This window comes from Pseudoalteromonas sp. P1-30, assembly GCF_001400005.1.
Lineage (GTDB): Bacteria > Pseudomonadota > Gammaproteobacteria > Enterobacterales > Alteromonadaceae > Pseudoalteromonas > Pseudoalteromonas atlantica.
Window position 1 is genome coordinate 1 of record NZ_LKBC01000021.1, and the last position, 21,525, is coordinate 21,525.

At 40.3% G+C, this 21,525-nt stretch carries 23 protein-coding genes, 1 tRNA gene and 1 pseudogene; 11 read left to right on the forward strand and 14 right to left on the reverse strand.

Annotated features, from left to right (window positions below):
* Positions 1 to 58: 58 nt before the first annotated feature.
* The 3 genes from AN395_RS18540 to AN395_RS18550 all read right to left on the reverse strand — a co-directional run bounded on the left by AN395_RS18540 (position 59) and on the right by AN395_RS18550 (position 2,736).
* The gene (locus AN395_RS18540) at positions 59 to 1,246 is read right to left on the reverse strand and encodes a RelA/SpoT domain-containing protein (RefSeq protein ID WP_054983900.1); all 1,188 of its coding nucleotides are present in this window, start codon (positions 1,244 to 1,246) and stop codon (positions 59 to 61) included.
* Positions 1,237 to 1,704 (reverse strand): Panacea domain-containing protein, encoded by a 468-nt coding sequence (locus tag AN395_RS18545; protein WP_054983901.1) that lies wholly within the window; start codon positions 1,702 to 1,704, stop codon positions 1,237 to 1,239. The genes AN395_RS18540 and AN395_RS18545 overlap by 10 nt, the downstream gene beginning before the upstream one ends.
* 411 nt (positions 1,705 to 2,115) lie before the next feature.
* Complete coding sequence (locus AN395_RS18550; protein WP_004589061.1) at positions 2,116 to 2,736, reverse strand: MarC family protein; 621 nt, start codon at positions 2,734 to 2,736, stop codon at positions 2,116 to 2,118.
* 94 nt (positions 2,737 to 2,830) lie between these two features.
* Between AN395_RS18550 and AN395_RS18555 the strand changes: the two genes are divergently transcribed.
* The 3 genes from AN395_RS18555 (at position 2,831) to AN395_RS18565 (ending at position 4,230) form a co-directional block, all read left to right on the forward strand.
* Positions 2,831 to 3,265, forward strand: coding sequence for a transcriptional repressor (locus AN395_RS18555; RefSeq protein ID WP_029773280.1), 435 nt, complete (start codon positions 2,831 to 2,833; stop codon positions 3,263 to 3,265).
* Between the two features lie 72 nt (positions 3,266 to 3,337).
* On the forward strand, positions 3,338 to 3,805 hold the full coding sequence (locus AN395_RS18560; protein WP_029773279.1) for a chemotaxis protein CheX: 468 nt from the start codon (positions 3,338 to 3,340) through the stop codon (positions 3,803 to 3,805).
* Positions 3,802 to 4,230 carry a secondary thiamine-phosphate synthase enzyme YjbQ gene (locus tag AN395_RS18565; protein WP_054983902.1) on the forward strand — a complete coding sequence of 143 codons (429 nt, stop codon included), beginning with the start codon at positions 3,802 to 3,804 and terminating at the stop codon, positions 4,228 to 4,230. The genes AN395_RS18560 and AN395_RS18565 overlap by 4 nt, the downstream gene beginning before the upstream one ends.
* A gap of 409 nt (positions 4,231 to 4,639) precedes the next feature.
* On the opposite strand, the gene AN395_RS18570 is transcribed toward AN395_RS18565, so the two are convergent.
* Together AN395_RS18570 and orn are read right to left on the reverse strand one after the other, a co-directional pair.
* Positions 4,640 to 4,715, reverse strand: a tRNA-Gly gene (locus AN395_RS18570).
* Positions 4,716 to 4,897: 182 nt separating this feature from the next.
* Positions 4,898 to 5,443: an oligoribonuclease gene (gene orn, locus AN395_RS18575; RefSeq protein ID WP_004589057.1), complete on the reverse strand. Its 546-nt coding sequence runs from the start codon at positions 5,441 to 5,443 to the stop codon at positions 4,898 to 4,900.
* A 125-nt stretch (positions 5,444 to 5,568) separates the two neighbouring features.
* On the opposite strand from orn, the gene rsgA reads away from it, so the two are divergent.
* Both rsgA and asd read left to right on the forward strand, forming a co-directional pair.
* On the forward strand, positions 5,569 to 6,627 hold the full coding sequence (gene rsgA / locus AN395_RS18580) for a small ribosomal subunit biogenesis GTPase RsgA (protein ID WP_054983903.1): 1,059 nt from the start codon (positions 5,569 to 5,571) through the stop codon (positions 6,625 to 6,627).
* A gap of 15 nt (positions 6,628 to 6,642) precedes the next feature.
* A complete protein-coding gene (gene asd / locus AN395_RS18585) occupies positions 6,643 to 7,521 on the forward strand; it encodes an archaetidylserine decarboxylase (protein WP_200910458.1) in 879 nt (292 codons plus the stop codon).
* Between the two features lie 152 nt (positions 7,522 to 7,673).
* Here asd and AN395_RS18590 read toward each other — a convergent pair whose 3' ends face one another.
* The gene (locus AN395_RS18590; RefSeq protein WP_054983904.1) at positions 7,674 to 8,000 is read right to left on the reverse strand and encodes a hypothetical protein; all 327 of its coding nucleotides are present in this window, start codon (positions 7,998 to 8,000) and stop codon (positions 7,674 to 7,676) included.
* A 43-nt stretch (positions 8,001 to 8,043) separates the two neighbouring features.
* Here AN395_RS18590 and AN395_RS18595 point away from each other — a divergent pair, with 43 nt between their 5' ends.
* Entirely contained in the window at positions 8,044 to 8,394 is a 351-nt protein-coding gene (locus tag AN395_RS18595) for a DUF5522 domain-containing protein (protein ID WP_054983905.1), read from the forward strand.
* A 29-nt stretch (positions 8,395 to 8,423) separates the two neighbouring features.
* Here AN395_RS18595 and AN395_RS18600 read toward each other — a convergent pair whose 3' ends face one another.
* From AN395_RS18600 to AN395_RS18625, 6 genes are all read right to left on the reverse strand, one after another.
* Positions 8,424 to 9,527: a capsular biosynthesis protein gene (locus tag AN395_RS18600; RefSeq protein ID WP_095206692.1), complete on the reverse strand. Its 1,104-nt coding sequence runs from the start codon at positions 9,525 to 9,527 to the stop codon at positions 8,424 to 8,426.
* Positions 9,528 to 9,702: 175 nt separating this feature from the next.
* The gene (locus AN395_RS18605; RefSeq protein WP_024033336.1) at positions 9,703 to 10,122 is read right to left on the reverse strand and encodes a group 1 truncated hemoglobin; all 420 of its coding nucleotides are present in this window, start codon (positions 10,120 to 10,122) and stop codon (positions 9,703 to 9,705) included.
* Positions 10,122 to 10,955 carry a DUF3034 family protein gene (locus AN395_RS18610; protein WP_054983907.1) on the reverse strand — a complete coding sequence of 278 codons (834 nt, stop codon included), beginning with the start codon at positions 10,953 to 10,955 and terminating at the stop codon, positions 10,122 to 10,124. The genes AN395_RS18605 and AN395_RS18610 overlap by 1 nt, the downstream gene beginning before the upstream one ends.
* A complete protein-coding gene (locus AN395_RS18615; protein WP_054983908.1) occupies positions 10,942 to 13,257 on the reverse strand; it encodes an EAL domain-containing protein in 2,316 nt (771 codons plus the stop codon). The genes AN395_RS18610 and AN395_RS18615 overlap by 14 nt, the downstream gene beginning before the upstream one ends.
* Positions 13,250 to 13,909, reverse strand: coding sequence for a methylamine utilization protein (locus AN395_RS18620; protein WP_054983909.1), 660 nt, complete (start codon positions 13,907 to 13,909; stop codon positions 13,250 to 13,252). The genes AN395_RS18615 and AN395_RS18620 overlap by 8 nt, the downstream gene beginning before the upstream one ends.
* A 121-nt stretch (positions 13,910 to 14,030) precedes the next feature.
* Positions 14,031 to 15,134 carry a phosphoribosylaminoimidazolesuccinocarboxamide synthase gene (locus AN395_RS18625; RefSeq protein ID WP_054983910.1) on the reverse strand — a complete coding sequence of 368 codons (1,104 nt, stop codon included), beginning with the start codon at positions 15,132 to 15,134 and terminating at the stop codon, positions 14,031 to 14,033.
* A 377-nt stretch (positions 15,135 to 15,511) separates the two neighbouring features.
* Between AN395_RS18625 and AN395_RS18630 the strand changes: the two genes are divergently transcribed.
* The 4 genes and pseudogenes from AN395_RS18630 (at position 15,512) to AN395_RS18645 (ending at position 19,103) form a co-directional block, all read left to right on the forward strand.
* Positions 15,512 to 16,582, forward strand: coding sequence for a CDP-glycerol glycerophosphotransferase family protein (locus AN395_RS18630; protein WP_198401360.1), 1,071 nt, complete (start codon positions 15,512 to 15,514; stop codon positions 16,580 to 16,582).
* A gap of 11 nt (positions 16,583 to 16,593) precedes the next feature.
* Positions 16,594 to 17,292: an ABC transporter ATP-binding protein gene (locus tag AN395_RS18635; RefSeq protein WP_054983911.1), complete on the forward strand. Its 699-nt coding sequence runs from the start codon at positions 16,594 to 16,596 to the stop codon at positions 17,290 to 17,292.
* Positions 17,289 to 18,589 (forward strand): annotated as a pseudogene (locus tag AN395_RS18640) (ABC transporter permease). The gene AN395_RS18635 and the pseudogene AN395_RS18640 overlap by 4 nt, the downstream one beginning before the upstream one ends.
* Before the next feature lie 13 nt (positions 18,590 to 18,602).
* On the forward strand, positions 18,603 to 19,103 hold the full coding sequence (locus AN395_RS18645; protein WP_004589066.1) for a DUF3299 domain-containing protein: 501 nt from the start codon (positions 18,603 to 18,605) through the stop codon (positions 19,101 to 19,103).
* 5 nt (positions 19,104 to 19,108) lie between these two features.
* Here AN395_RS18645 and mutM read toward each other — a convergent pair whose 3' ends face one another.
* Both mutM and AN395_RS18655 read right to left on the reverse strand, forming a co-directional pair.
* Positions 19,109 to 19,918: a bifunctional DNA-formamidopyrimidine glycosylase/DNA-(apurinic or apyrimidinic site) lyase gene (gene mutM / locus AN395_RS18650; RefSeq protein WP_054983912.1), complete on the reverse strand. Its 810-nt coding sequence runs from the start codon at positions 19,916 to 19,918 to the stop codon at positions 19,109 to 19,111.
* Positions 19,918 to 20,433: a hypothetical protein gene (locus AN395_RS18655; RefSeq protein ID WP_004589064.1), complete on the reverse strand. Its 516-nt coding sequence runs from the start codon at positions 20,431 to 20,433 to the stop codon at positions 19,918 to 19,920. Before AN395_RS18655 ends, mutM begins: the two co-directional genes overlap by 1 nt.
* A gap of 118 nt (positions 20,434 to 20,551) precedes the next feature.
* On the opposite strand from AN395_RS18655, the gene AN395_RS18660 reads away from it, so the two are divergent.
* The gene (locus tag AN395_RS18660) at positions 20,552 to 21,478 is read left to right on the forward strand and encodes a manganese-dependent inorganic pyrophosphatase (protein ID WP_054983913.1); all 927 of its coding nucleotides are present in this window, start codon (positions 20,552 to 20,554) and stop codon (positions 21,476 to 21,478) included.
* Positions 21,479 to 21,525: the final 47 nt, after the last annotated feature.

Below are 21,525 nucleotides of genomic sequence, written 5' to 3' on the forward strand. Positions count from 1 at the left end.
ACCAAGTCTTTCATTAAAACCGTCAACCTATTTCAGGACGGGACAAAATTAACAATAATTAAGTCATGGCTTCATTTAGCATTTCAATAAAAGCTTGGCAATCGCCTAGATAGTTAGGGTAAGCATCCCCTAATGAGCTTATATCTTTTGTGGCAACCATTAAAGTATTAGTATTTTCCATACTTGAAACTACTTGCTCGATATTATTATAAATCAACATAGCTTTATGTTCATTATCGTATGCTTGTTCAGCAATAACTTTTATACTTCCTTTTTCCAATCCAATAACTACAATATAATAATTATTTTGAGAGCTAGTATTAAAGTCTATTTTTTCTGATACCAGCTTAAAACTTTCAAGTTTATTAACGGCTTTAACTTTATTGTTTAAGTATTTCAACTTATTTTTTATTTCTGTTCTACGTGAATCCGTTAATTCATTACAGCCTTCGTTACCAGCTATAACATCACTCATGAGGCTTAAAAGCTCTTCCCAATGAATTTGACTCCGATTCTTTTCATTATCGGGTCTATGCGAAAGGGTCTTAATTTTAACTCGTTCAATTAAGTCTATCACTTCAACTGTTGTGGCCCATAAATGTTGAACACGAGTTCTTAACTGTGCCTCAATTTTTAAGGTTTTGTCAGGTGTTTTAAACTCAAAAATGATGTGAAGACTTCGATAGCCACAGTCATTTCCTTTAGGATTCTCTATATAATTATCAATGTCTTTTATTTTTATATTAGATAACCTATCAACAATTATTTTAATATCTTCTAATGCATCGTATAGATATTCAATACGTTCGAATATTGCTCGACAGCCACCAATGTCATTCATATTTGTTACACAAGTTTTATTCTCACTTACTCCATCTAGAGAAAGTCTAGTCAACTTGTCAATAATGGTGTCTAACCGCTTCAGTCGAGCAACAACCTGTGTACCTTCACAGCTATATCGGCTAACAATTTGTACAATACATTCTAAAGGCTTCTTATGTTCAGTACGAAATGATTGAATTTTTGCTCGTGCATCTTTTAAATCGCCTTCGTTTTTTCTTATCTTTCTACCAGCTTTTTTAACTTGGTTTTTAGAAATTACAACATCGTGTGACTCTTCAAAATCAGAATTAAAAAGTGTTTCAAAATCTAATTCTTCAGAAACAGCATTTGATGGGATATTCGGTGGTGAATTGTCGACTCTGAAGTCGACAATTCTTTTAGTACTTGAATCATTTACAGGCAAGATGTGTGGCCTGAACTCTTTATTTTATCGTAATGCTGCTCGATGATTGCGTCTGGTATTAATCTGTTGTTGCTACCATCCCAAACAATATGCCAAGGACTTCCTTCTCTATGTGTAAGTTCAACTAATTGTGGGCCACTATAGTCTCCTAAAACAGAAACTATATCGCTTATAATTTGTTCACTTTCACCATCGAGTACAACAGGATTACTAGCATCAATGGCCTGTGACCCAAAATGTTTGAATTGAAAATATACTGATGGTACTACAGGTCCGTATTGCCAAGCATGAACATCTTCGATAATTAACGGGCGCTTATAAATACCTAAAGACCAACCATGACAAACATAAGTTAATTTTTGGAGCTGAAGATTAGTAAAGCGCTTACCTTGTAAAGCAGCATGCTTTAGCAAGCAAAAGGCAACATCAACAGCACTGTATGTGTGATAAGCTTTCATCTTTAATAATCCAAAATAAATGAGAAACGATATAGTGGTTATTCACCACTAAGAATAAAACTTGTACAAAAATATACTAGCATGAGCTCTGTAGACTAACAAGATTTCGTATTTACTTTAAGGCTATGAGTTATTCGCTTTAGCAATTACTCTAAGTAAACCTTCAAGGCACCATCATAAAGCAATAGCCCCCCTTAATATACTGAGTCCCCCAATGGGCCCCTTACACTGTTCCCCCCCTTTAAATACTTGGTTGTCAGTCCAATCAAGCATGGGTGCAACAGAAAAACGTCTGTTTAACGTTGGATTATCTAATGTGCGTTTTTGCAATGTAAAAGCCTCGGGGATTATAAGTAAATACGTCCATAAAAAGGCGCTGTATTCTACACAAAAGCCTAATTAGCATCAATGTTAGCTGTATATTTGTAAACCAAAATAATGCGCGATACCGTTGAGTATATTTGTAACTGCCACAGAGCTTAAAATTAACCCCATGATTCTACTTATAATACTTGCGCCACTGTCGCCTATTAATTTATGCACATGATTTGCGAGTAACAACAGCACAAGCACAACAACTAATACAACCAACATCATCGACGATGTAGTAACTTGCTCAACCCACGTGTATTCTTCGTTACGGGTCATCAGTACTGCGCCAAGCATGGCGCCTGGGCTTGCTATAGAGGGAATGGCTAGCGGAAAAATAGCGGTTTCTGTGCTGTCGCGCACACTTTTAATCTCAGACTCGGGCTTACTTTCACCAAAAATCATTGAAAGCGCAAAAATAAGCAGGACTATGCCCCCCGCTATTTGAAACGCCGACAGCGGTATTTCAATTGCATTTAATAGCTGCTCACCGGCAATAACAAAAAAGAGTAAAACCACAGCGGATACACCCACGGCTTTAAAAACAACTTTTCGTTTAAACTTTTCATCTTCCCCACGTGTCACAGCAATAAATACAGGCACTGTACCTATAGGGTCTATCACCGCAAAAAAGAAAATAAATATAGCTACCAGTTCATGCATTAATGGGGTTCCTAGATAAAAAGTGTTTAATAAAAACGCTGCAAGTACAACACAGTATGTTAGTATATCACGGTAGCGTAAGGATAAGAGAATGATGAATATAGAATCACTCGTAAGTAAAGCAAAACAAGTTTGTGACAACCGTGGTGCGCGTTTTACGCCTATCCGCGAAAAAGTATTTCGCCTATTAGCTAGCGCCCAAGGCGGCGTTGGGGCGTACGATTTACTTGAGCAATTAAAAGTAACAGAAACAGGCGCAAAGCCTGCAACAATTTACCGTGCGCTAGACTTTTTATCAGAGCTGGGCTTTATTCACAAAATAGAAAGCACCAATGCATTTATGCTTTGCCATCACTTTGATCATATTCATCCTGTGCAGCTATTAATTTGTGACAGTTGTGGCTTTGTAAAAGAGCTGCACTCTACGGTTATTTCTCACGAGCTAAACAACTTAGCAGCAGAAAGCGGCTTTGTTGTATCAGGACAAACTATTGAAGCACACGGTAAGTGTGAGTCTTGTAGAAGCTAAACCCAAAGTTTGTTTTAAAGCTATACTCATATTTAGATAGCCACTTTAGCACCAATTTTAAGAGTACCTAACATGAATGTTGAGTTCATTAATCCATTTTTATCTTCTTTGATCAATGTGTTATCTACAATGGCACAAACCGAGTTAAAACCAGGTAAGCCGCGTATAAAAACAGACGAAGTCGCCTGTGGCGATGTATCTGGTTTAATTGGCATGGTGGGCGCGCAAACTCGTGGCTCATTTTCAATTACCTTTGATGAAAACTTAGCTCTGACTATCATGGAACGCATGCTTGGTGAGCGCCCTGACAACATAGACGATGAAGTAACTGATATGGTTGGGGAAATTACTAATATGGTTACCGGTGGAGCTAAAAACTTACTCGGCGAAAAAGGCTATGACTTTGATATGGCTACGCCAATTGTAGTTGCAGGTAAAGGCCACACCATCACACATAAAAGTAAGGGCAAAAAAATAATTATGCCATTTAGCTGTGATGCAGGCGATGCAAATATAGAAGTTAGCTTTGATAAGTTATGAGCTGGCAACAAACTCAAATAACCTTAAAACCGCGTGCTCGAGGATTTCATTTAATTGATGATGAAATACTCGCGCAGCTGAGCGAGCTGGCTAATTATAAAGTTGGCCTATTACATTTGTTTATTCAGCACACATCGGCAAGTTTAACCATAAACGAAAACGCCGATCCTACAGTGCGCATGGATATGGAAAGCCACTTTAACCATTTTGTTCCCGAGCGCCAGCCTTACTATCGTCACGATTACGAAGGTGATGATGATATGCCAGCCCATATAAAAACCAGTACGTTAGGGTGTGAATTAAGTATTCCTATAAGCAATGGTCGCTTAGCGCTAGGTACATGGCAAGGTATTTACTTAGGCGAGCATCGCGACGCTGGCGGTGCAAGACGTATTATAGCGACCTTGCAAGGCGAAACCTTTTAACCTTGTATTGACCTCCCCTCCCTTTCTTTTACCCTCGTCACTTCGCATTATTTAAAACCCTTTATATCGCGCGGCGGCATGGGGCCACTCGTGCGTATAATATTTAACTAATTAGGCCTTTGAAAATGGCTTTATAGCAACTGACTTAAAGCAAGTAAGTTATTTTTAGCTAGGCAAAAAATTTGTTATTTAATCGTTCTAAATGAGGATGTTTTAACGCAGTTAGCGGCACGTTTAGCCCCGAAATAATTAAGTATTATCGCTCATTACCATCTTTAATTATTTTTGTACTGCTAGATTAAGAGTTCAGTGCAATATAACCATTATTTATAAATAATTTTCGTAGCTATAAATCAGATCAAGATATTGTTTAAAGAGATGTTTATTTTAGTGGGGTATTTAGAGAGATTGGAGCGGCACACGAGGCTCGAACTCGTGACCTCGACCTTGGCAAGGTCGCGCTCTACCAACTGAGCTAGTGCCGCTTCATATTTAGTCAGTAATTTGTCCGTTGGTGCGCGACAGGTCGCGTCCTACGTTCTGGCAACTGAGCTAGTGCCGCACTTACTGATGGTATTTAAACCACTCAAACACACCAACCCCGCGAGGGTTATCGTCTTGAGCGGGGCAGGATTCTACAATAATCTAATGTGTTTGCAAGTGTTTTTTACAAATTAAAGAATTTTTCTCTATACACCTTTAATTCCATAATAGAATCTTTAATGTCATCGAGAGCTAAATGAGAGCCTTTTTTATTTACCTGTTCTAGTACCTCAGGCTTCCAACGTCGGGCAAGCTCTTTAATTGTGCTTACATCTAAATTTCGATAATGAAAAAAGTCTTCAAGCTCGCGCATATACTTATTCATAAAGCGTCTGTCTTGACCTATTGAGTTACCACACATAGGTGATTTTCCCGCAGGAACCCACTGCTTTAAAAAATTAAGCGTTTGTTCAACCGCATAAGCCTCATCGTATGTACTGGCTTTACAACGGGCCGTCAGACCTGATTTCCCATGCTGTGTAGTACACCATTCGTCCATGCCATCTAACAACTCATCACTTTGGTGAATAGCTATAGTAGGCCCTTCCGCGAGTATATTTAAATCGGCATCAGTTACTACTGTTGCAATTTCGAGTATTTTATCTGTGGCCGGCTCAAGTCCAGTCATTTCCAGATCAAGCCAAATTAAATTAGATTCATTAATAGTCATAGTAACCTTAAACAGTGCTTTTCTTTAGATCCAACGCATTTCGATATATCATATTAGCATCAACCGTCGAGCTAAAGCTTTTTTATACGCAAAGCCGACATTTAAACCAAGGTTATAGGCCAAAAGTGGCAAAACAGAAAAAATTAAGTAAAGGCCAATCTCGCAGGATCAAGGCTAATCATCAAAAGCGCTTAAATAATGCCGATACAAAATTGGCAAAAGGTGGCGCAAAAGAGTGGCAAACAGATAATCTGGGCGCAACCGAAAACGCTGTCGTGATCAGCCGTTTTGGCCAACACGCCGATGTAGAAACACAAGAAGGTGACGTATTACGCTGTAATATTCGCCGTACCGTTACTAACTTAGTGTGTGGTGATGAAGTACTATTTCGCCGCGCAAAAGTAAGTGAAGGCGACTTAGCAGGCGTTATTGAAGCAACACAAGAACGCCGCTCACAGCTTACGCGTCCCGACTTTTACGATGGCGTAAAAGTAATCGCTGCAAATATTGACCAAATTTTAATGGTCTCAGCGGTACTGCCAGAGTTTACGCCCAGTATTATCGACCGTTACTTAATTGCCTGTGAAGACATGGGTATAGAACCTATTTTAGTACTTAATAAAATCGATTTAATCGACGACGAAGGCCTAAATGAAATTCAAAAAGTACTCGATATTTATCGAGGCCTTGGTTATCAGGTGCTGCTTGTAAGCAGTGTAACCGGCGAAGGCATAGATGATTTAAAAAACGTACTGGTTGATAAAAATAATATTTTTGTTGGTCAAAGTGGCGTAGGTAAATCAACCTTAGTTAACACTGTGCTTCCTGATGCCGAAATATTAACTAAAGAAGTATCAGAAAACAGTGGCTTAGGGCAACATACCACCACTGTATCGCGCTTACATCACCTACCAAGTGGTGGTAACCTAATTGACTCACCGGGAATACGTGAGTTTGGTTTATGGCACTTAGATGTTGAACGGGTAACCTGGTGCTTTAAAGAATTTAGAGAGTTTATAGGTGGATGTCGTTTTAGAGACTGTAAGCATTTAAACGACCCAGGCTGTATAATTCAACAAGCGGTAGCCGATGGCGATATTTCGCAATTGCGATTCGACAGCTACCACCGTATTTTAGAAACAATGGCCGATGGCCGTGCTGGTGCACGCGCACCTCGCGTTTAATTTAGGAAACAATCTGTGAGTTTAGACAAATTTAAAATTGCAATGCAGTATGCAATGCCAAAGCACTTTATTTCACGCGTAGTAGGTAAATTAGCAGCAGCAAAAGCAGGTGCTTTAACTACAACGCTCATTAAACTATTTATTAAACAATATAAAGTAGACATGAACGAGGCTTTGTATGAAGACCCAGCGCACTACAAAACGTTTAATGAGTTTTTTACTCGCCCATTAAAAGACGGCGTGCGTCCAATGGCGCAAGGCGAGAACGTAATTACTCACCCTGTTGATGGTGCTATTAGCCAACTGGGCGACATTGTTGATGGGCAGCTAATACAAGCAAAAGGTCATGACTACAGTCTACAAGCACTATTAGGTGGCTCTGAAGATGATACAACACCATTTTTAGGCGGAAAATTTGCTACCATTTATTTAGCGCCAAAAGACTACCACCGTATTCATATGCCTATAGACGGCACACTAAGTAAAATGATTTACGTACCGGGCGACTTATTTTCGGTAAACCCGCTTACAGCGCGAAATGTCCCTAATTTATTTGCTCGTAACGAACGTGTAGTGGCTATTTTTGAAACCGAAATTGGCCCACTTGCTATGGTACTTGTAGGCGCAACCATTGTAGCCAGCATAGAGACCGTTTGGGCAGGCACAGTAACACCACCAGCCGGTAGCGATGTGTTTAGCTGGAACTACCCAACTAAAGGCGAAAACGCCATTATCCTTAAAAAAGGTGAAGAAATGGGCCGCTTTAAACTAGGCTCAACAGTGGTACTAGCATGGGGTGCAGATAAAGCAGACATTTTAGACGACCAACTGCCTGAAACAGTAACACGTTTAAACACCGCATTTGCAACAATTAAAGAAAGTGAAGAGCTGTAAACCCTCTGAATAAAGACGTTTTATCACATTGCTCTGTTCTCGTAGTTCACGGTTTTGAGTTCAGAGCAATGTTAATCTATAAGCTAAGTTTGATTTCGCTGCACCTGAAGATAATTTAAAACGGTTTAAATACAATCATTACTAAATTACGCTTAGCTCTGTAGCAGCTTCAACAACACAGTCAGCTTACGCTTATCAAGTTCACCCATTTGCTCACTATTACTGAGCGCAAAAATAACCCCTTCGTGTTCGGCGCAATTTATATCATCTCGCGATTCAACCACATTTGCCCATAACTCTAAATCATCTATCTCTATTTCGTGGTTTACACAACGTGTTAGCACGTCAATCAATACCGGCTTTGTGAGTGTATAACAGGGAGTACTTTCTTCTGCTGGGGTAGAAATAATCACGCTCATAGCATCATCTCTTTGCTCACCAAAGGTAATAAATTCGGCCAATGCTTTTTGTATATTCATAATATTTGTTATTCTTGCTGCTCTACTGCTGATAAGACTTAAAATGACGAGATTAAACTGCTCACAATGCCACACTGCGCTTAGTTGTAATGTAAACGATATAAACGCATGTTGGTGTAACCAATTACCTGCTATTTTACCGCTTGAAGAGTCAGCAACAAGCTGTTTATGCCCGCAATGTACGCTTAATAAAATAAACGCTTATTTAGCGCATATTTATACTCAGCCAATCAAAGCACAAATTGAGTTTGCTAAAAAATTTAGAGGTAATGACAATTTAATTGAAGGGCTAGACTACACCATGCAAAATGGCTACATGGTGTTTAGTAAATGGTTTTTTTTAAAGCGAGGTACATGCTGTAAAAATAGCTGTAAAAATTGCCCTTACAGCTAAATCACAACATGTTGATATACAATACGCGGTTAAATAAGTTCGTTGGGCACACTGTTGCTATATTGTGCAAATTTATCCGCCCCTTTAAAACGTAACTCAATTGCTTTGATATGCTCTTCTTCGGCGTGTTTCCAAACGCCCGGTACACTATATACATGCTTTAAATAGCAAAAAAATTTATCGCGTAGTTGCGGATTAAACTGCCATCCTTGAGCTACATCTGCTACTTGGGCAGCTAAGCCCTCACGAGTATCAGCATGCTTAACTAAGCCTTCTATATTATAACAAGCCTGCCCTACAGTAATTACGCGCTTATTTAGTAACAGTGCTTCTAAACCGACCGTAGAGTTGATAGTGATCACCGCTTCTGCGCATTCAATAAGTTCACAGGTTTTATTGCCGTTTGCAAATAGTGCAATTGGGTCTTTATCGTATAAATGGGTGTAATGCTTGTGCCACGACGGGTGTTCTTTAAAAACGACCTTTAAACTAGGGTCGTTCAATGCTTTCACTGCGCTAACAACTTCATCGTATAGCATTTCCATTGAGTCAATCCATGGCGAAAAGCTCGCTAATTGCGTATCGTGAGGCACTTGAAAAGGCACAAATATGTAGCGTTCAGGTATATTTTCAGCTGCAAAATCGCAGCGTTTTTTATGGTTTTCTCGTGGGACAAGCGCCGGTGCATCAAAGTTTAAGGCATTATTTGCATTAAAATTTAAATAAAAATCAGGATCTCGACTTAGCGACGCATTAAAGTTAATCCCTTGAGGGTCTAAACTGGTGGTACCCGGAAGCAAACCATTTTCATAATAAAATTGCTTAATACCCAGTGCCTTGGCAGCCATAGCAACGGTAGTATTAGGCAGTTTATTTCCATTCCATATCACCATTACATCAGGGTTAACTTCAGTTAATAAAGCTAAATATTTTGCGTAACGCAAACGCTCAAAAAAGCGCAGCCCCACTTTGTAAACCGCCGATACTAAAGCATTGTTCCAAAGGTTATTACGGGCGCGCTTACGTTTTAGTTGTGCATTAATAACATCGTTAAAATCAACTTTAAACGCTTTACTTAAATAGTGTATAGCTGAAAGCTTTGGCGCCCCCATAACATGCAGTTGGCAATCCATACTCAGCTTTTTGATTATTTTTTTATAGTACTTTGCGTGTACATTTTTGCGGGATATAAATAGGTAAGACATACAAGCTGTGCGCGCCAATTATTGTTTATAGGAAATAATACTAAGTGGACACTATTACAAAAGTAAGGTTCACTGCTACGAGTAAATAATTTACAGATGTTACCTAAATTCTTATTATTTTACTACGCAGCGGTGCCATCCTAGATAGAATCTCATTTTGTATGCTATGGCTAATATTTTGCTCTTCCATCGCATTTACAAGTAAGTCCACCACATGGTTAAAATCTTTCTCAGTTATGTGCATCCCAGTATGAATATCTACCATAGAGTCACCTTTATACTTGCATGGGCCATCAACTAGCATACACATATGCATAATAAAGCCTTCTCTAAAGTGGCTTATGTCGCTGTGTTCAAAATAATGCAGTACTTGTTCATCATTACCTATTTGGTAAATAAAACTGTCTACAATACGCGTAAGCCCCGCACGGCCATCAAGCTGTTGATAAAGTGATAAATTTGCTGAGCTTGCACACCCGGCCAGGGCACCTAAACACAACCATAAAATAACAACGTTTTTCATTACCAATACCCTGTTACGGATAAGTACCACCCTGTTTGATCGCTCGCACCTGCAATGCTACCTAAATCTAAGTATGCAGCGGTGACACTCACGTGTTTGTTTGGCATCCAAGCAACAAATAAATCTTTCCAGTCTTGTTCACCCAAATTAAGGTTATTAGACTTTTGCCTATACTCTATACCTACGGCAATACTTCGGCTCAAAAACACAGCCGTGCTGCCTTCAAATAAAATTTTTGCATCATCATTTGCCCCACCATAACCAAGCAAACCGAGTTGATTAGCCTCACTGTAGCGAGTTGTGACGTTCCAAAACCAGTTAAGCCCCCCTACAGCGCCTAAGTGGAGTTTACTAGCTGCGAGGTAGTAATCAGTGCCACTAGTATCTTGTGCACCTACTAGGGTCGCAACAGCGCCATCATCAAGGGATTTATGCTGTATACCCACACTCAATTGCGGCCAGTCACTGTAAACTATATCGCCGTATAAACGAATTTTAGCGCCCGTGATAGATTGCTCTATTTCGGTATCAAGTGCAGGCACGTCAAAACGTTGTTGAGCGTAGCTAAGTTCCACACGATTAAATAGGTTAACTTGTGCTCCACATACATCTAAAGTGTAGTCTGTTACATCTGCACGGCTACAAAAGCCATTCGCAGAGAACTCGTCTTCGCTGGCGTAACCTGCAAGTTGTGCCCAAGGTACAATACCGCCGCCCCCGCCGCCTTCTATTTGCGAAACCCCGGGGGTCGCTAATAATTTACCATCGCTTGCTAAACCAGAAAAGCTCGAGCTAAGTAATAACCCAAGTAATAAACACTTAACTTTTTTCATAATATTCCTTTAGCCACTGTTCTAATAATTCTGCTTTTAAAGGCCTACTTAGATAATAACCCTGAGCATGGTCACAATGCATAAGTTTAAGTAAGTCTAACGAATCTCTGTTTTCAACGCCCTCTGCAACAACGCTAAAGCCTAGTTGATGCCCTAAGGTAATAGACGACTGCACTATGTATTGATCCTTGCGCGACTCATCTAACTTTAAAATAAAGCACTTATCTAACTTTAGCTCATCAATAGGCAGCATTTTTAATCTCCCCAGTGATGTTTGCCCTACGCCATAATCATCCAATGAAATTTTTACACCGATGGCTTTTAAGTTTTGTAATGCTTTTATGCCTTTTTCTTCATTTTCAATCATGTCGCGCTCAGTTAATTCAACAGTAATGAGGGTTGGATCAACATTGTATTTTTTTAGAGTACGCACTAACGCTGAATGAAAGCTCGGTGAGGCAATATCTTGTGCTGATACATTAATTGCTACCTGCATTTCAATCCCTTTAGCCTGCCAATCAGCCACCTGAGAAACCACAGTGTTAACAACCCATGATGTAAGCTCAACAATAAGCCCCGATTGCTCGGCTAAATCAATAAACAGTTCTGGGTTTACCCAGCTGCCATCTTTACGTTGCCAGCGGATCAGTGATTCGACTTTATTTATTTTTTGTGTGTGTAAATGCAGTTTAGGCTGATAGGTCATAAATAATTGCCCATCATCATCGCTAATGGCTTGTTTAAGCTCATCTAACATTTTAAGACGATCTAAATGCGCTTCGTCTTCACCATTTTGGTAATAATGAATACTGTCTTGGCTATCTGTTGCATTGTCTACGGCAATAAGTACGCGGCGCATTAAATCGTCGCTGGCAAGACCTTGCATGGGATACTCGACAACCCCAGCGCTAAAGCGTAAGTTAATTTTTAACGTTTTAATGGTATAACACGCTAATAGCTGTGCCATTAAACCAACTATACCGCTTTTTTTCTCTCTGGCAGCGGCACTTGGAAACACAGTTAAAAACTCATCGCCACCAATACGCGCATGAAAGCCGCCAAGTTCGTCCGAAAAGCCACTAATTCGATTGGCAACCGCTTTTAAACATTCATCGCCTACGCGTGGGCCTAGCTTATCGTTTATATGCCGTAAACCTTTTATATCAATAGCAACTAGGGTGTATTGTGTAGAGGGAGTCAGCTCATCATCGAGCACTTCAAGCATAGCCGAGCGGTTATAAAAGCCTGTAAGCGAATCATGGCGTGCCTGAAAACTAATTTTTTGTTCACGCTCGTTAATATCGTTACCCATGTTATCAAAGGCGTTAGCAAGGGTTGCTATTTCGGTACTTTGTTTAGATGCATTAAATTCAAATGCGTAATTACCTTGTGCAAATTGCCTGGCAATAACTGCAAGCTGTGAGAGTGGGGTTGTTAAGTTATTTGCCAGTAAACTACTGGTAATAACCCCCACCAGCATCGTTAAAATGGCCATAATAATTAGCGTAAACAATAAGTTTTCAAAATCGTTATAGCTTTGCGTTAAATCAGCACTGAGCAAAATTGTTACCGCATCCCCTTGTAGGGAGGGCAACATAATATCTTGGTTTTTATATACAGGATAATCACCAAACAAACGCGTTGTTGTGGTGGTGTTAAAGTAGTTTTTAGGTGAAAAAAACTCTGGGCGATTAAGCAACGAGCTTCTTACGAGGTTGTCCTGCTCAGCAATAAAGCTGACATCCATTCCTGTTAGGTTTTTAAGTTCTAGGGCGACTTCGTCATCAATTTTAAAACCCACTAAGCTGTATGCAACGGTTCTAGGCGCCCTTACAGGTAGTAAAATAACTTGATATAACTGATTATTAAGAACAACAAAGCTCGATTGCTCTGGCGAAGTTAATAACTCATCCAGTAACGGCTTTAAATTTTGAGGGTACAAATCTGCATTAGTATTGGCTGAAATTAATTTACCTGATAAATCAATCAGTAGCATAAGCTCTGCATCAATACGCTGGCTGTGATTAAACAACACACTACTTATGGTGCCTGCATCGCGAGTGGCAACCGCTTGCTTAAAGCCAAAGTCGGCAGTGAGTACTTTAGCAGCAGTAAGCAGTAGGCTTTCTTTTGCGCTCAGATATTGCTTATATACATTTTGCGCTACGCTAATATCTTGATTTACTTTTTCTTCTTGAAATTTACTTGTAGACCACCAAAAGCTAACAATGCTCACCATAGTGGTCAGTAACACTAAGCCTACACATAAAACAATAATGCGGTTTTTTAAACTGTTAGTCATTACCGCCCTTAAACTTACTACCAAAAGTATTTCGCGGTGCTGGGGTGGAGGTATTAACCTTAATTAGTAACTCATTGTTATTGTTTATTGTTATCATTTTTTTATTTTCCAACGGTGCAGTTTGTAGCGCATGCCACACACTCAGCGTAGTCGGTAACGGCGTTATGTCTAAAGTTAACTTACCCGTATTATTAGTTTTATAAACGTGTTCACTATTGGCTACATAAATATAGCCAACCATAGAGTCATGAATATTACAGCCTAGTACAACAACACCTTGTTGATCAAAAATTACAGGCTCTTTAGGTTGGCCTGAATAGAGTTTTAGCTGAAAGGGCTTAGCCTGAGAAAAAGAGTAAACATGATGGCGGATATTATCGCTGTTAGGAAAGTTAACCTGCTGGCCTTTTTGCACCACCAGTAAATCAGGCAAAAACGCTTTATGTACTTGGTCCATTACCGCAACGGGTAACGTAGTGCGCTCTGACTTTGCCGTCTTATAAAGCTCAACGACTGCACCTTTTAGTGGCTGACCATGCTGGTCTTGAATTACTAAATCAATATTTGCACCCAGTACGCCTTGGCTAAAAAATAAAGTAGCGGCGAGTAAATAACCTCTTTTATTAAAAACTTGCTGCACTTGCCTAAACATATCAATACCTAAAAGTTAATCTTAGGTTAAGTTAATTAGAGACCAGCACTAATTGCAAGGAATATAGCCCAGTAACTAAAAATAAAGACTGGGCTTTGTTTATTTTAATACTTTAGTTGTACTATTTTACAATAAGACCGTAATCAGTATCTAAAATATTAATTACTTCTTGGCGAGGATCTTCTGGAATTACAATCTCTTTACCAATGATTTTACTGGCAATGCCTACATAAGTGTTAGACACCTCAAGCATGACCGATTCTGGTAAAATAAAGTCTTTAGCAAGCTGCTCTCGCTCATCCATGCGGTCTTTATTTAACAGCACGTCACTTTCTGGCACAGTAGAAATTAATAACTGGCGGAACCCTTCTTTAGAGTTTTCGATTATTTTACCATCTCGGTAAGCCGCGCCATCCCATATGCGCGAAGAGTCTGGGGTGCCTACTTCATCAATATAAATAAGCTGTTGGTTACCGTCTAAATCCTCTACATAACCAAACTCAAATTTTGTATCTACAAATATTTGATCAAGCTTTGCCAGCTCTTCACTAATTAGCTTAAAGCCCTCAACCAATAGCTTTTCGTATTTAGTCACATCCTCTGCCGATTTAAAATTAAATACGTCTAAATTATCAGTGATATTAGCGCGCGTAATATTCACATCATCAACAGGTGGAATATCAGCCACGCCTTCGATAATACCTTTTGTAGAAGGGGTTATTAGTACGTTTTCAAGCTTTTGGTTTGCTCTTAAGCCCTCAGGTAAATCTATGCCACAAAAGTTGCGCTCCCCTTTACTGTAATCACGCCACATGCTGCCGGTTATATATTGGCGCGCAATCGCTTCTACTTTTACGGTACTTGCTTTGCGTACAATCCATACATAAGGATGTGGAATATCAACAATGTGGTTACCCGCAAGGCCAGCTTTATCAAATAACTTAAACCAATGAGATGCAACAGAATTAAGCGCAATACCTTTACCCGGCACGCCGTTTAAGCCATTTTCGCCTTGCCAAATACAATCAAAAGCAGAAATACGGTCTGAAATAACCATAATTGCCAGCTCAGTTCCTTGCGGAACTTTATAGTTTTTTTCTTTAATGAGGCGTGCGCTGTCTTCATCTGTTAGCCAATAAACCGAACGAACTTTACCGCTGTGTACGGCACCTTTAGTGCGAATGGGTAAGTCATCGTTTACGTCTAAAACTTTATAGCTAGTCATGCTATCTCCGGGGTTAGGGATGCTCATAGAGCAAAGTATGGTATGGGGTTATAAGCGCTATATAATAAATCAGCCTACCCTAAAGCTCAATCAGCACTGAAAACTAAATAACCTGAACTCTGGTTAAGAGACTTACTAGGGCGTGTTGTATTATGGCGATATTTAAATTTATTTCCTCTAGCCAGAGATTTTCAATGAAAGTAAGGCGAATTTACGCGTCAATAGCTGGCCTATTGCAAGTAAATTCAACGCAGTTAGCGCTGAAAATAGCTGCCAGAAATAGGTTTATTACCCAGAGCTCAGTTTAAATAACCACGCAATATTTATATGGCTGTAATAATGCGGTAAACTTAGCGTGCTAACTAGAGGAGTAACGCTTGGACTACCTAACTGCGACCGCAAATAAAAAATACCTAATGTATATTTCGCAAAATTATTCATACGCTATTTTAAGGCCGCTTCAGGCGCAAATTTTAGCTCATGGTGGAGAAGTTCGGTGGTTTTTAGCGGGTAATGAAGTAAACCCCGACTTTTTAGATGATGATGAGCAGCAACTTCACTCTATAAAAGATGTACATACTTGGAAACCCGACGCAACTTTCGCCCCAGCTAACCTAATACCTACATTCATCCCTGGGATAAAAGTAGCTGTATTTCATGGTTTTGATGCTCATAAAAGAGATACAAATGGTGAAAAAGGGCATTTTGCAATCAGAGGATGCTTTGACCTGTATTGTACGCAAGGTCCAAATACCACCAGGCGGTTTGCAAAATCAGCCATAAAGCATGGCCACTTCAAAGTAGCTGAAACTGGCTGGCCAACTCTAGATCCCTTATTTACAGCACAAGCTGACAACCCATATGCAAGCAATGATGCACGCCCGACATTACTTATTTGTTCCACCTTTTCACACAGGCTCACACTTGCACCTAGGCTTTATGAGCAAATTAAGCACTTTAGTAAGCAAGGGAAATGGCGAATATTGGTGCAATTTCATCCTAAAATGCCACAGGAGTGGGTAGATAAATACAAAGCCTTAAGTAATGAAAACTTAACTTTTGTAGAAACCGACAATGTACTGCCTTTACTTAAAGCTGCAGATGTTATGCTGTGCGACACCTCTTCTGTCTTGCAAATGTTCTTATTACAAAATAAACCGGTAGTAACGTATAGAACGAGGCAGCCTTTCCCGCATTTATTAGATGTTACGCAAGCTTCAGAAGTAGAAAAAAATATTGATTACGCCCTTACATACCCACAGGAGCTAATGGCAGCAATTAGCAACTACTCTAAAGAGCTTCATCCTTATACCGATGGGCAATCTAGCCTGCGTGTACTTAATGCGACAAATGAATTTTTGCATAGCGATAATAATTTGAAACCTAAACCTCTAAACCTTATTAGGCAATTTAAAATGAGAAAAATGTTAAATTATTGGGGTTGGTAACACCACACTGTATGATTGAGCTTGATAATGTAACCTTTAAATGGCATAAAAATGATGCCAAGCCTACGCTAAATATCCCAACCCTTAGAATTGATAAAGGCGAGCATATTTTTTTACATGGTCCCAGCGGCGCCGGTAAATCAACCCTGCTTGCGCTACTGGCAGGTATAAACACACCAAGTAGTGGCAACATACGTATTTTAAATCGTGATTTAAATACACTTATCAATACGCAAAGAGATGTATTTAGAGCAGAGAATATTGGCTATATTTTTCAAAACTTTAATTTATTACCGTATTTAACACCCATTGAGAATGTCACGCTTGGCTGTGAATTTTCAAAAAGCAGAAAACAAAAAGCCTTACAGCAAACAACAGAGCCCAAGCCAAGCTTACAAAAAGAAGCGATACGCTTATTAACAGCATTAGGCTTAAGTGAGTCTTATCATAGTAAAGATGTTGCCTCGCTCAGCATTGGTCAGCAACAGCGGGTTGCCGCCGCTCGCGCATTTATTGGCAGCCCAGAGCTTATAATTGCTGATGAGCCTACTTCGGCACTCGATACCGCAAATAGAGAAAGCTTTATAAAGCTGTTATTCGAACAGGCTAAGCGCGCCAACAGTACGTTAGTTTTTGTAAGCCATGACGAAACATTAAAACCGCTATTTAATCGTGCAATTAGCCTAGTTAGCTTACAGGAGCAGTTATGATCCTGACTAAGTTAGCTTATAAAAGTTTGCTAAATCGCAGAGCAAGTGTACTGCTCACATTGTTTACCATTGCTATTAGCGTGATGCTTTTACTAAGTATTGAGCGAATTCGCGTGGATGCAAAAACCAGTTTTAGTAATACCATATCTGGGACAGACCTAATTGTAGGCGCCCGCACCGGCGATATTCAATTGCTGCTTTCCTCTGTATTTAGAATAGGTTACGCCAATAATGGGGTGAGCTGGCAAAGTTATCAGTACATCGCAGCTCAACGTGGTGTTAAATGGAGCATTCCTATTAGTTTAGGCGACAGCCACAAAGGCCAAGCTGTACTAGGTACAAGCCGTGATTACTTTACCCACTATCGCTTTGGTAAAAAACAAACGTTAAGTTTTCAACAAGGCCACGAGTTTGAGCATTTAAACCAGGTGGTACTTGGCAGCGATGTAGCGAGCCGTTTAGGGTATACACTAGGTGATAACATAGTGATCTCACACGGGATGGGTAATACGAGCTTTCATCATCATAAAGACAACCCGTTTACTGTTATCGGTATTTTAAACGCCACTGGCACGCCAGTAGATAAAACCTTACACATACCTCTAGCAGCTATTGATTTAATACATGGTGGTTCACACTCTGCGAATAATGACGACGATGAGCACGATGAGCACGATGAGCACGATGAGCACGATGAGCTGAGCACGATGAGCACGATGAGCATAACAACCTAATCGGTGAGCCAAGTCAAATTACTGCGTTTTTAATGGGATTCGACTCGCCTTTATACACATTGCAAATTAGGCGTAATATCAACCAATACAAAAAAGAGCCACTTCTGGCCATTATGCCCACTGTGACCCTAAAAGAGCTGTGGCAAATGCTCGCCATTGTCGAAAAAGTACTCTTACTGTTTTCAGGCGTTGTTATATTAGTCAGTTTATTGGGTATGTTGACCACACTACTGGCCAATTTAAATCAACGCCGAAGAGAACTTGCTATATTGCGCTCAGTCGGCGCACGGCCATGGCAGCTATTTACACTAATAAGCATGGAATCGTTATTTACAACATTATTAGGCTGCCTAGTTGCCTGTGGTTTGTATTATGGCGTTATGCTTATCAGTAGCAGCTATTTGCAAAGCCACGCAGGCATAAGCGTTAATATTGCCATGCTCTCTTACTATGAACTCACTTTAATAGGCGTTATTATGGCCGCTGGGTTTATAATTGGCTTAATACCAGCTACCCGCGCTTACTTTTATTCGCTTAGCGATGGTATGAGTATAAAAACTTAACTTTAGGAATTTCATGATACTTTTTAAATCCGCGCTTTATTACTGCACGCTAGTAAGCTGCCTACTTATTAGCTTTGTCAGTAGTGCAAACCCGCCGAAAGAAATTTTTTGGGAAGACTTAATCCCGCAAGGGCATGTACAAATAGATACCCAAGCACAGGCTAACCACGAAGGCAGTGAACAAAACTGGGTGCAACCAGAGCTAGATGCTCCTGTGGTTGAAGCATTAAATGGCCAATCAGTGAGCTTACCGGGGTTTGTTGTCCCACTTGAGGGCGACAGTGAAGTTATTACTGAGTTTTTGCTTGTGCCATACTTTGGCGCGTGTATTCACGTACCGCCCCCGCCGCCAAATCAAATCGTTCATGTAACAGTAAAAGGCGGCGTCCCCATAGAGAGCCTGTATGATGCGATTGTAGTTACCGGCGTTATCAGTACCGAAACCTGGTCTGGTGAAATAGCCCAAGTGGGCTATAAAATGAAAGCCGTCGGTGTGGCACCGTTTGAGCTATAACACGGCTATTTTTGGCAGTGCTTACAAAACACCGTACTGCGCTGCCCTAGTCTAATTTCTTCAAGTGGCGTTTTACACGTTACGCACGCCTCTCCTTTTCGCCCGTACACTAACAACTGCTGTGCAAAATAACCTGGTTTGCCATCACTTTGGGCAAAGTCTTTAAGGGTTGTACCGCCTTGTGTTATTGCCGCTGCTAGAGTGTCTTTAATAATAGGGATCAGGGTTTGATAACGCTTTAGCGATACTTTGCCTGCTTCGCGTTTTGGGTGTATCCCCGCCTTAAATAACGACTCATTGGCATAAATATTACCTACGCCCACTACCACCGCGTTATCCATAATAAATTGCTTCACGGGGACTTTTTTATTTCGCGATTGCTCGTATACACGCTTTGCAAAAAAATCATCCGTTAGCGGCTCAGGGCCAAGTTTTGAAAGTAACTTATGAACATCCCCCGGTGCTTGCCATAAACAGCAACCAAACCGGCGAGGGTCGTTTAATCGCAGCGCCTTGTCATTACTAAGAACAAACTCAACATGATCATGCTTTTTAAGCGGCTCGCGTTTATCCACAACGCGCAAATTACCCGACATTCCCAAATGTAAAATAGCACTCCCTAATTCGCAGTGCAGCAATAAATACTTTGCACGGCGCTCAATTCGCTCTACCCTCAACCCTTCTAACTGATAAACATCATCGGGCACAGGCCATCGCATGCTGGCATTATAAATATTTACCTTCGTCACTACCTGGTTTTCTACATGCGGGGTGATCCCCAGTCTACTTACTTCTACCTCTGGTAATTCAGGCATTAATGCAACTCACTTTTTGAAAAATCAACACTTGGAAATAACTGCTTTGCAGTCGCTAAATCAAGCCCCATCACGCGCTGGCTATTTTTTTCCAACAAATAATACTTACCGTTACCTTTATACAGTAAATAAACCCAAGGTAAGCGCTCGCCAGCCAACTCAAAGGTGGCCACGTACAATGGTGAGTTTGGATTAAATACAACAGACTCATTTACCTGCATCAATGCAGCCGTTTGCCAATGGTTAATTAGCTCAGCTAATTGCTGCTGTGATGCATCCCACCTCACGGGCGTATTTTCTTTTAATGCGGTTGTACGCCAACTTGTACCAATACGTTCAATTTTCTGATCAACAAAGCTCAGTGTTAACACAAAACTTTGTAATGGCAGTACCGGTTGTAATGTAGGCTCGTCTTCGCCCCCTAAAAACTGTTTATGCCAGCCATTTAAAAAGAAGATCATAATCAACATCGAAAAAATAATAACGTTGTTCCAACCTTTGCGGCCCAGTCGCATATTTATACACCCAGTAAATTCAAGATTTTAAAGTGTAACTAAAACTTAATTGCACTGTCTATATGTTAAAGGCCACAGACTTTGGTAGAATATCGGCAAATTTAAAGGAGTTCCGTCAATGTCTATGTATGTAGTGGGCCATAAAATCCCAGATTCAGATTCTATTTGTGGTGCAATTGCACTTGCTTATTTAAAAAACCAAATCGATGAGCCAGCAATTCCAACACGCCTTGGTGAAGTGTCACCAGAAACTCAATTTATCCTAGATAAATTTGGCTTCGAAGCACCTGAGCTTAAATTAAGCTACGCTGGCGAAGATGTATATATTGTTGACCACACAGAAAAAACACAAGCACCAGATGATATAGACCAAGCACGTGTTGTTGGCGTAGTCGATCACCATAAACTAGGCGATTTAACGTCATCTACACCGCTTGAGTGTTGGATCCGTCCGGTAGGCTGTTCAAACACCATTATTAAAATGATGTATGACTTCTACAACGTAGAAATCCCCAAAGATATTGCTGGCATCATGCTATGTGCAATTTTAAGCGATACCGTTATTTTTAAATCGCCGACCTGTACAACGGCTGATATTAAATGTGTAGAAGCACTAGCAGAAATTGCCGGCATTGAAGACTTTAAAGAACTAGGCATGGACATGTTCCGTGTTAAGTCAGCTGTTGAAGACACCCCTGTGCGTGACTTAGTAATGCGTGACTTCAAAGACTTCAACATGAACGGTAACCTAGTGGGCATTGGCCAGCTAGAGGTTATTGACCTTGCAGTGTTTGACGAAATTAAAGCAGACTTAGAAGCCGATATTGCTAAGCTAAAAATTGAAGGCAACCGCCACTCAGTATTTTTACTGCTTACCGACATCATGAAAGAAGGCTCACAAATGCTGATCGCTTCAGATGATGCAAACCTTGTAGAGCAAGCTTACGGTGAAAAGCCGAGCGAAGATAAAGTATGGCTAGATGGCGTATTAAGCCGTAAAAAGCAAGTAGTGCCACCACTACAAGACGTGTTTGCCAAGCTGTAAGCTGTAAGCTGTAAGCAAAAATAAATATTAAGCACCGCGTTTATCAT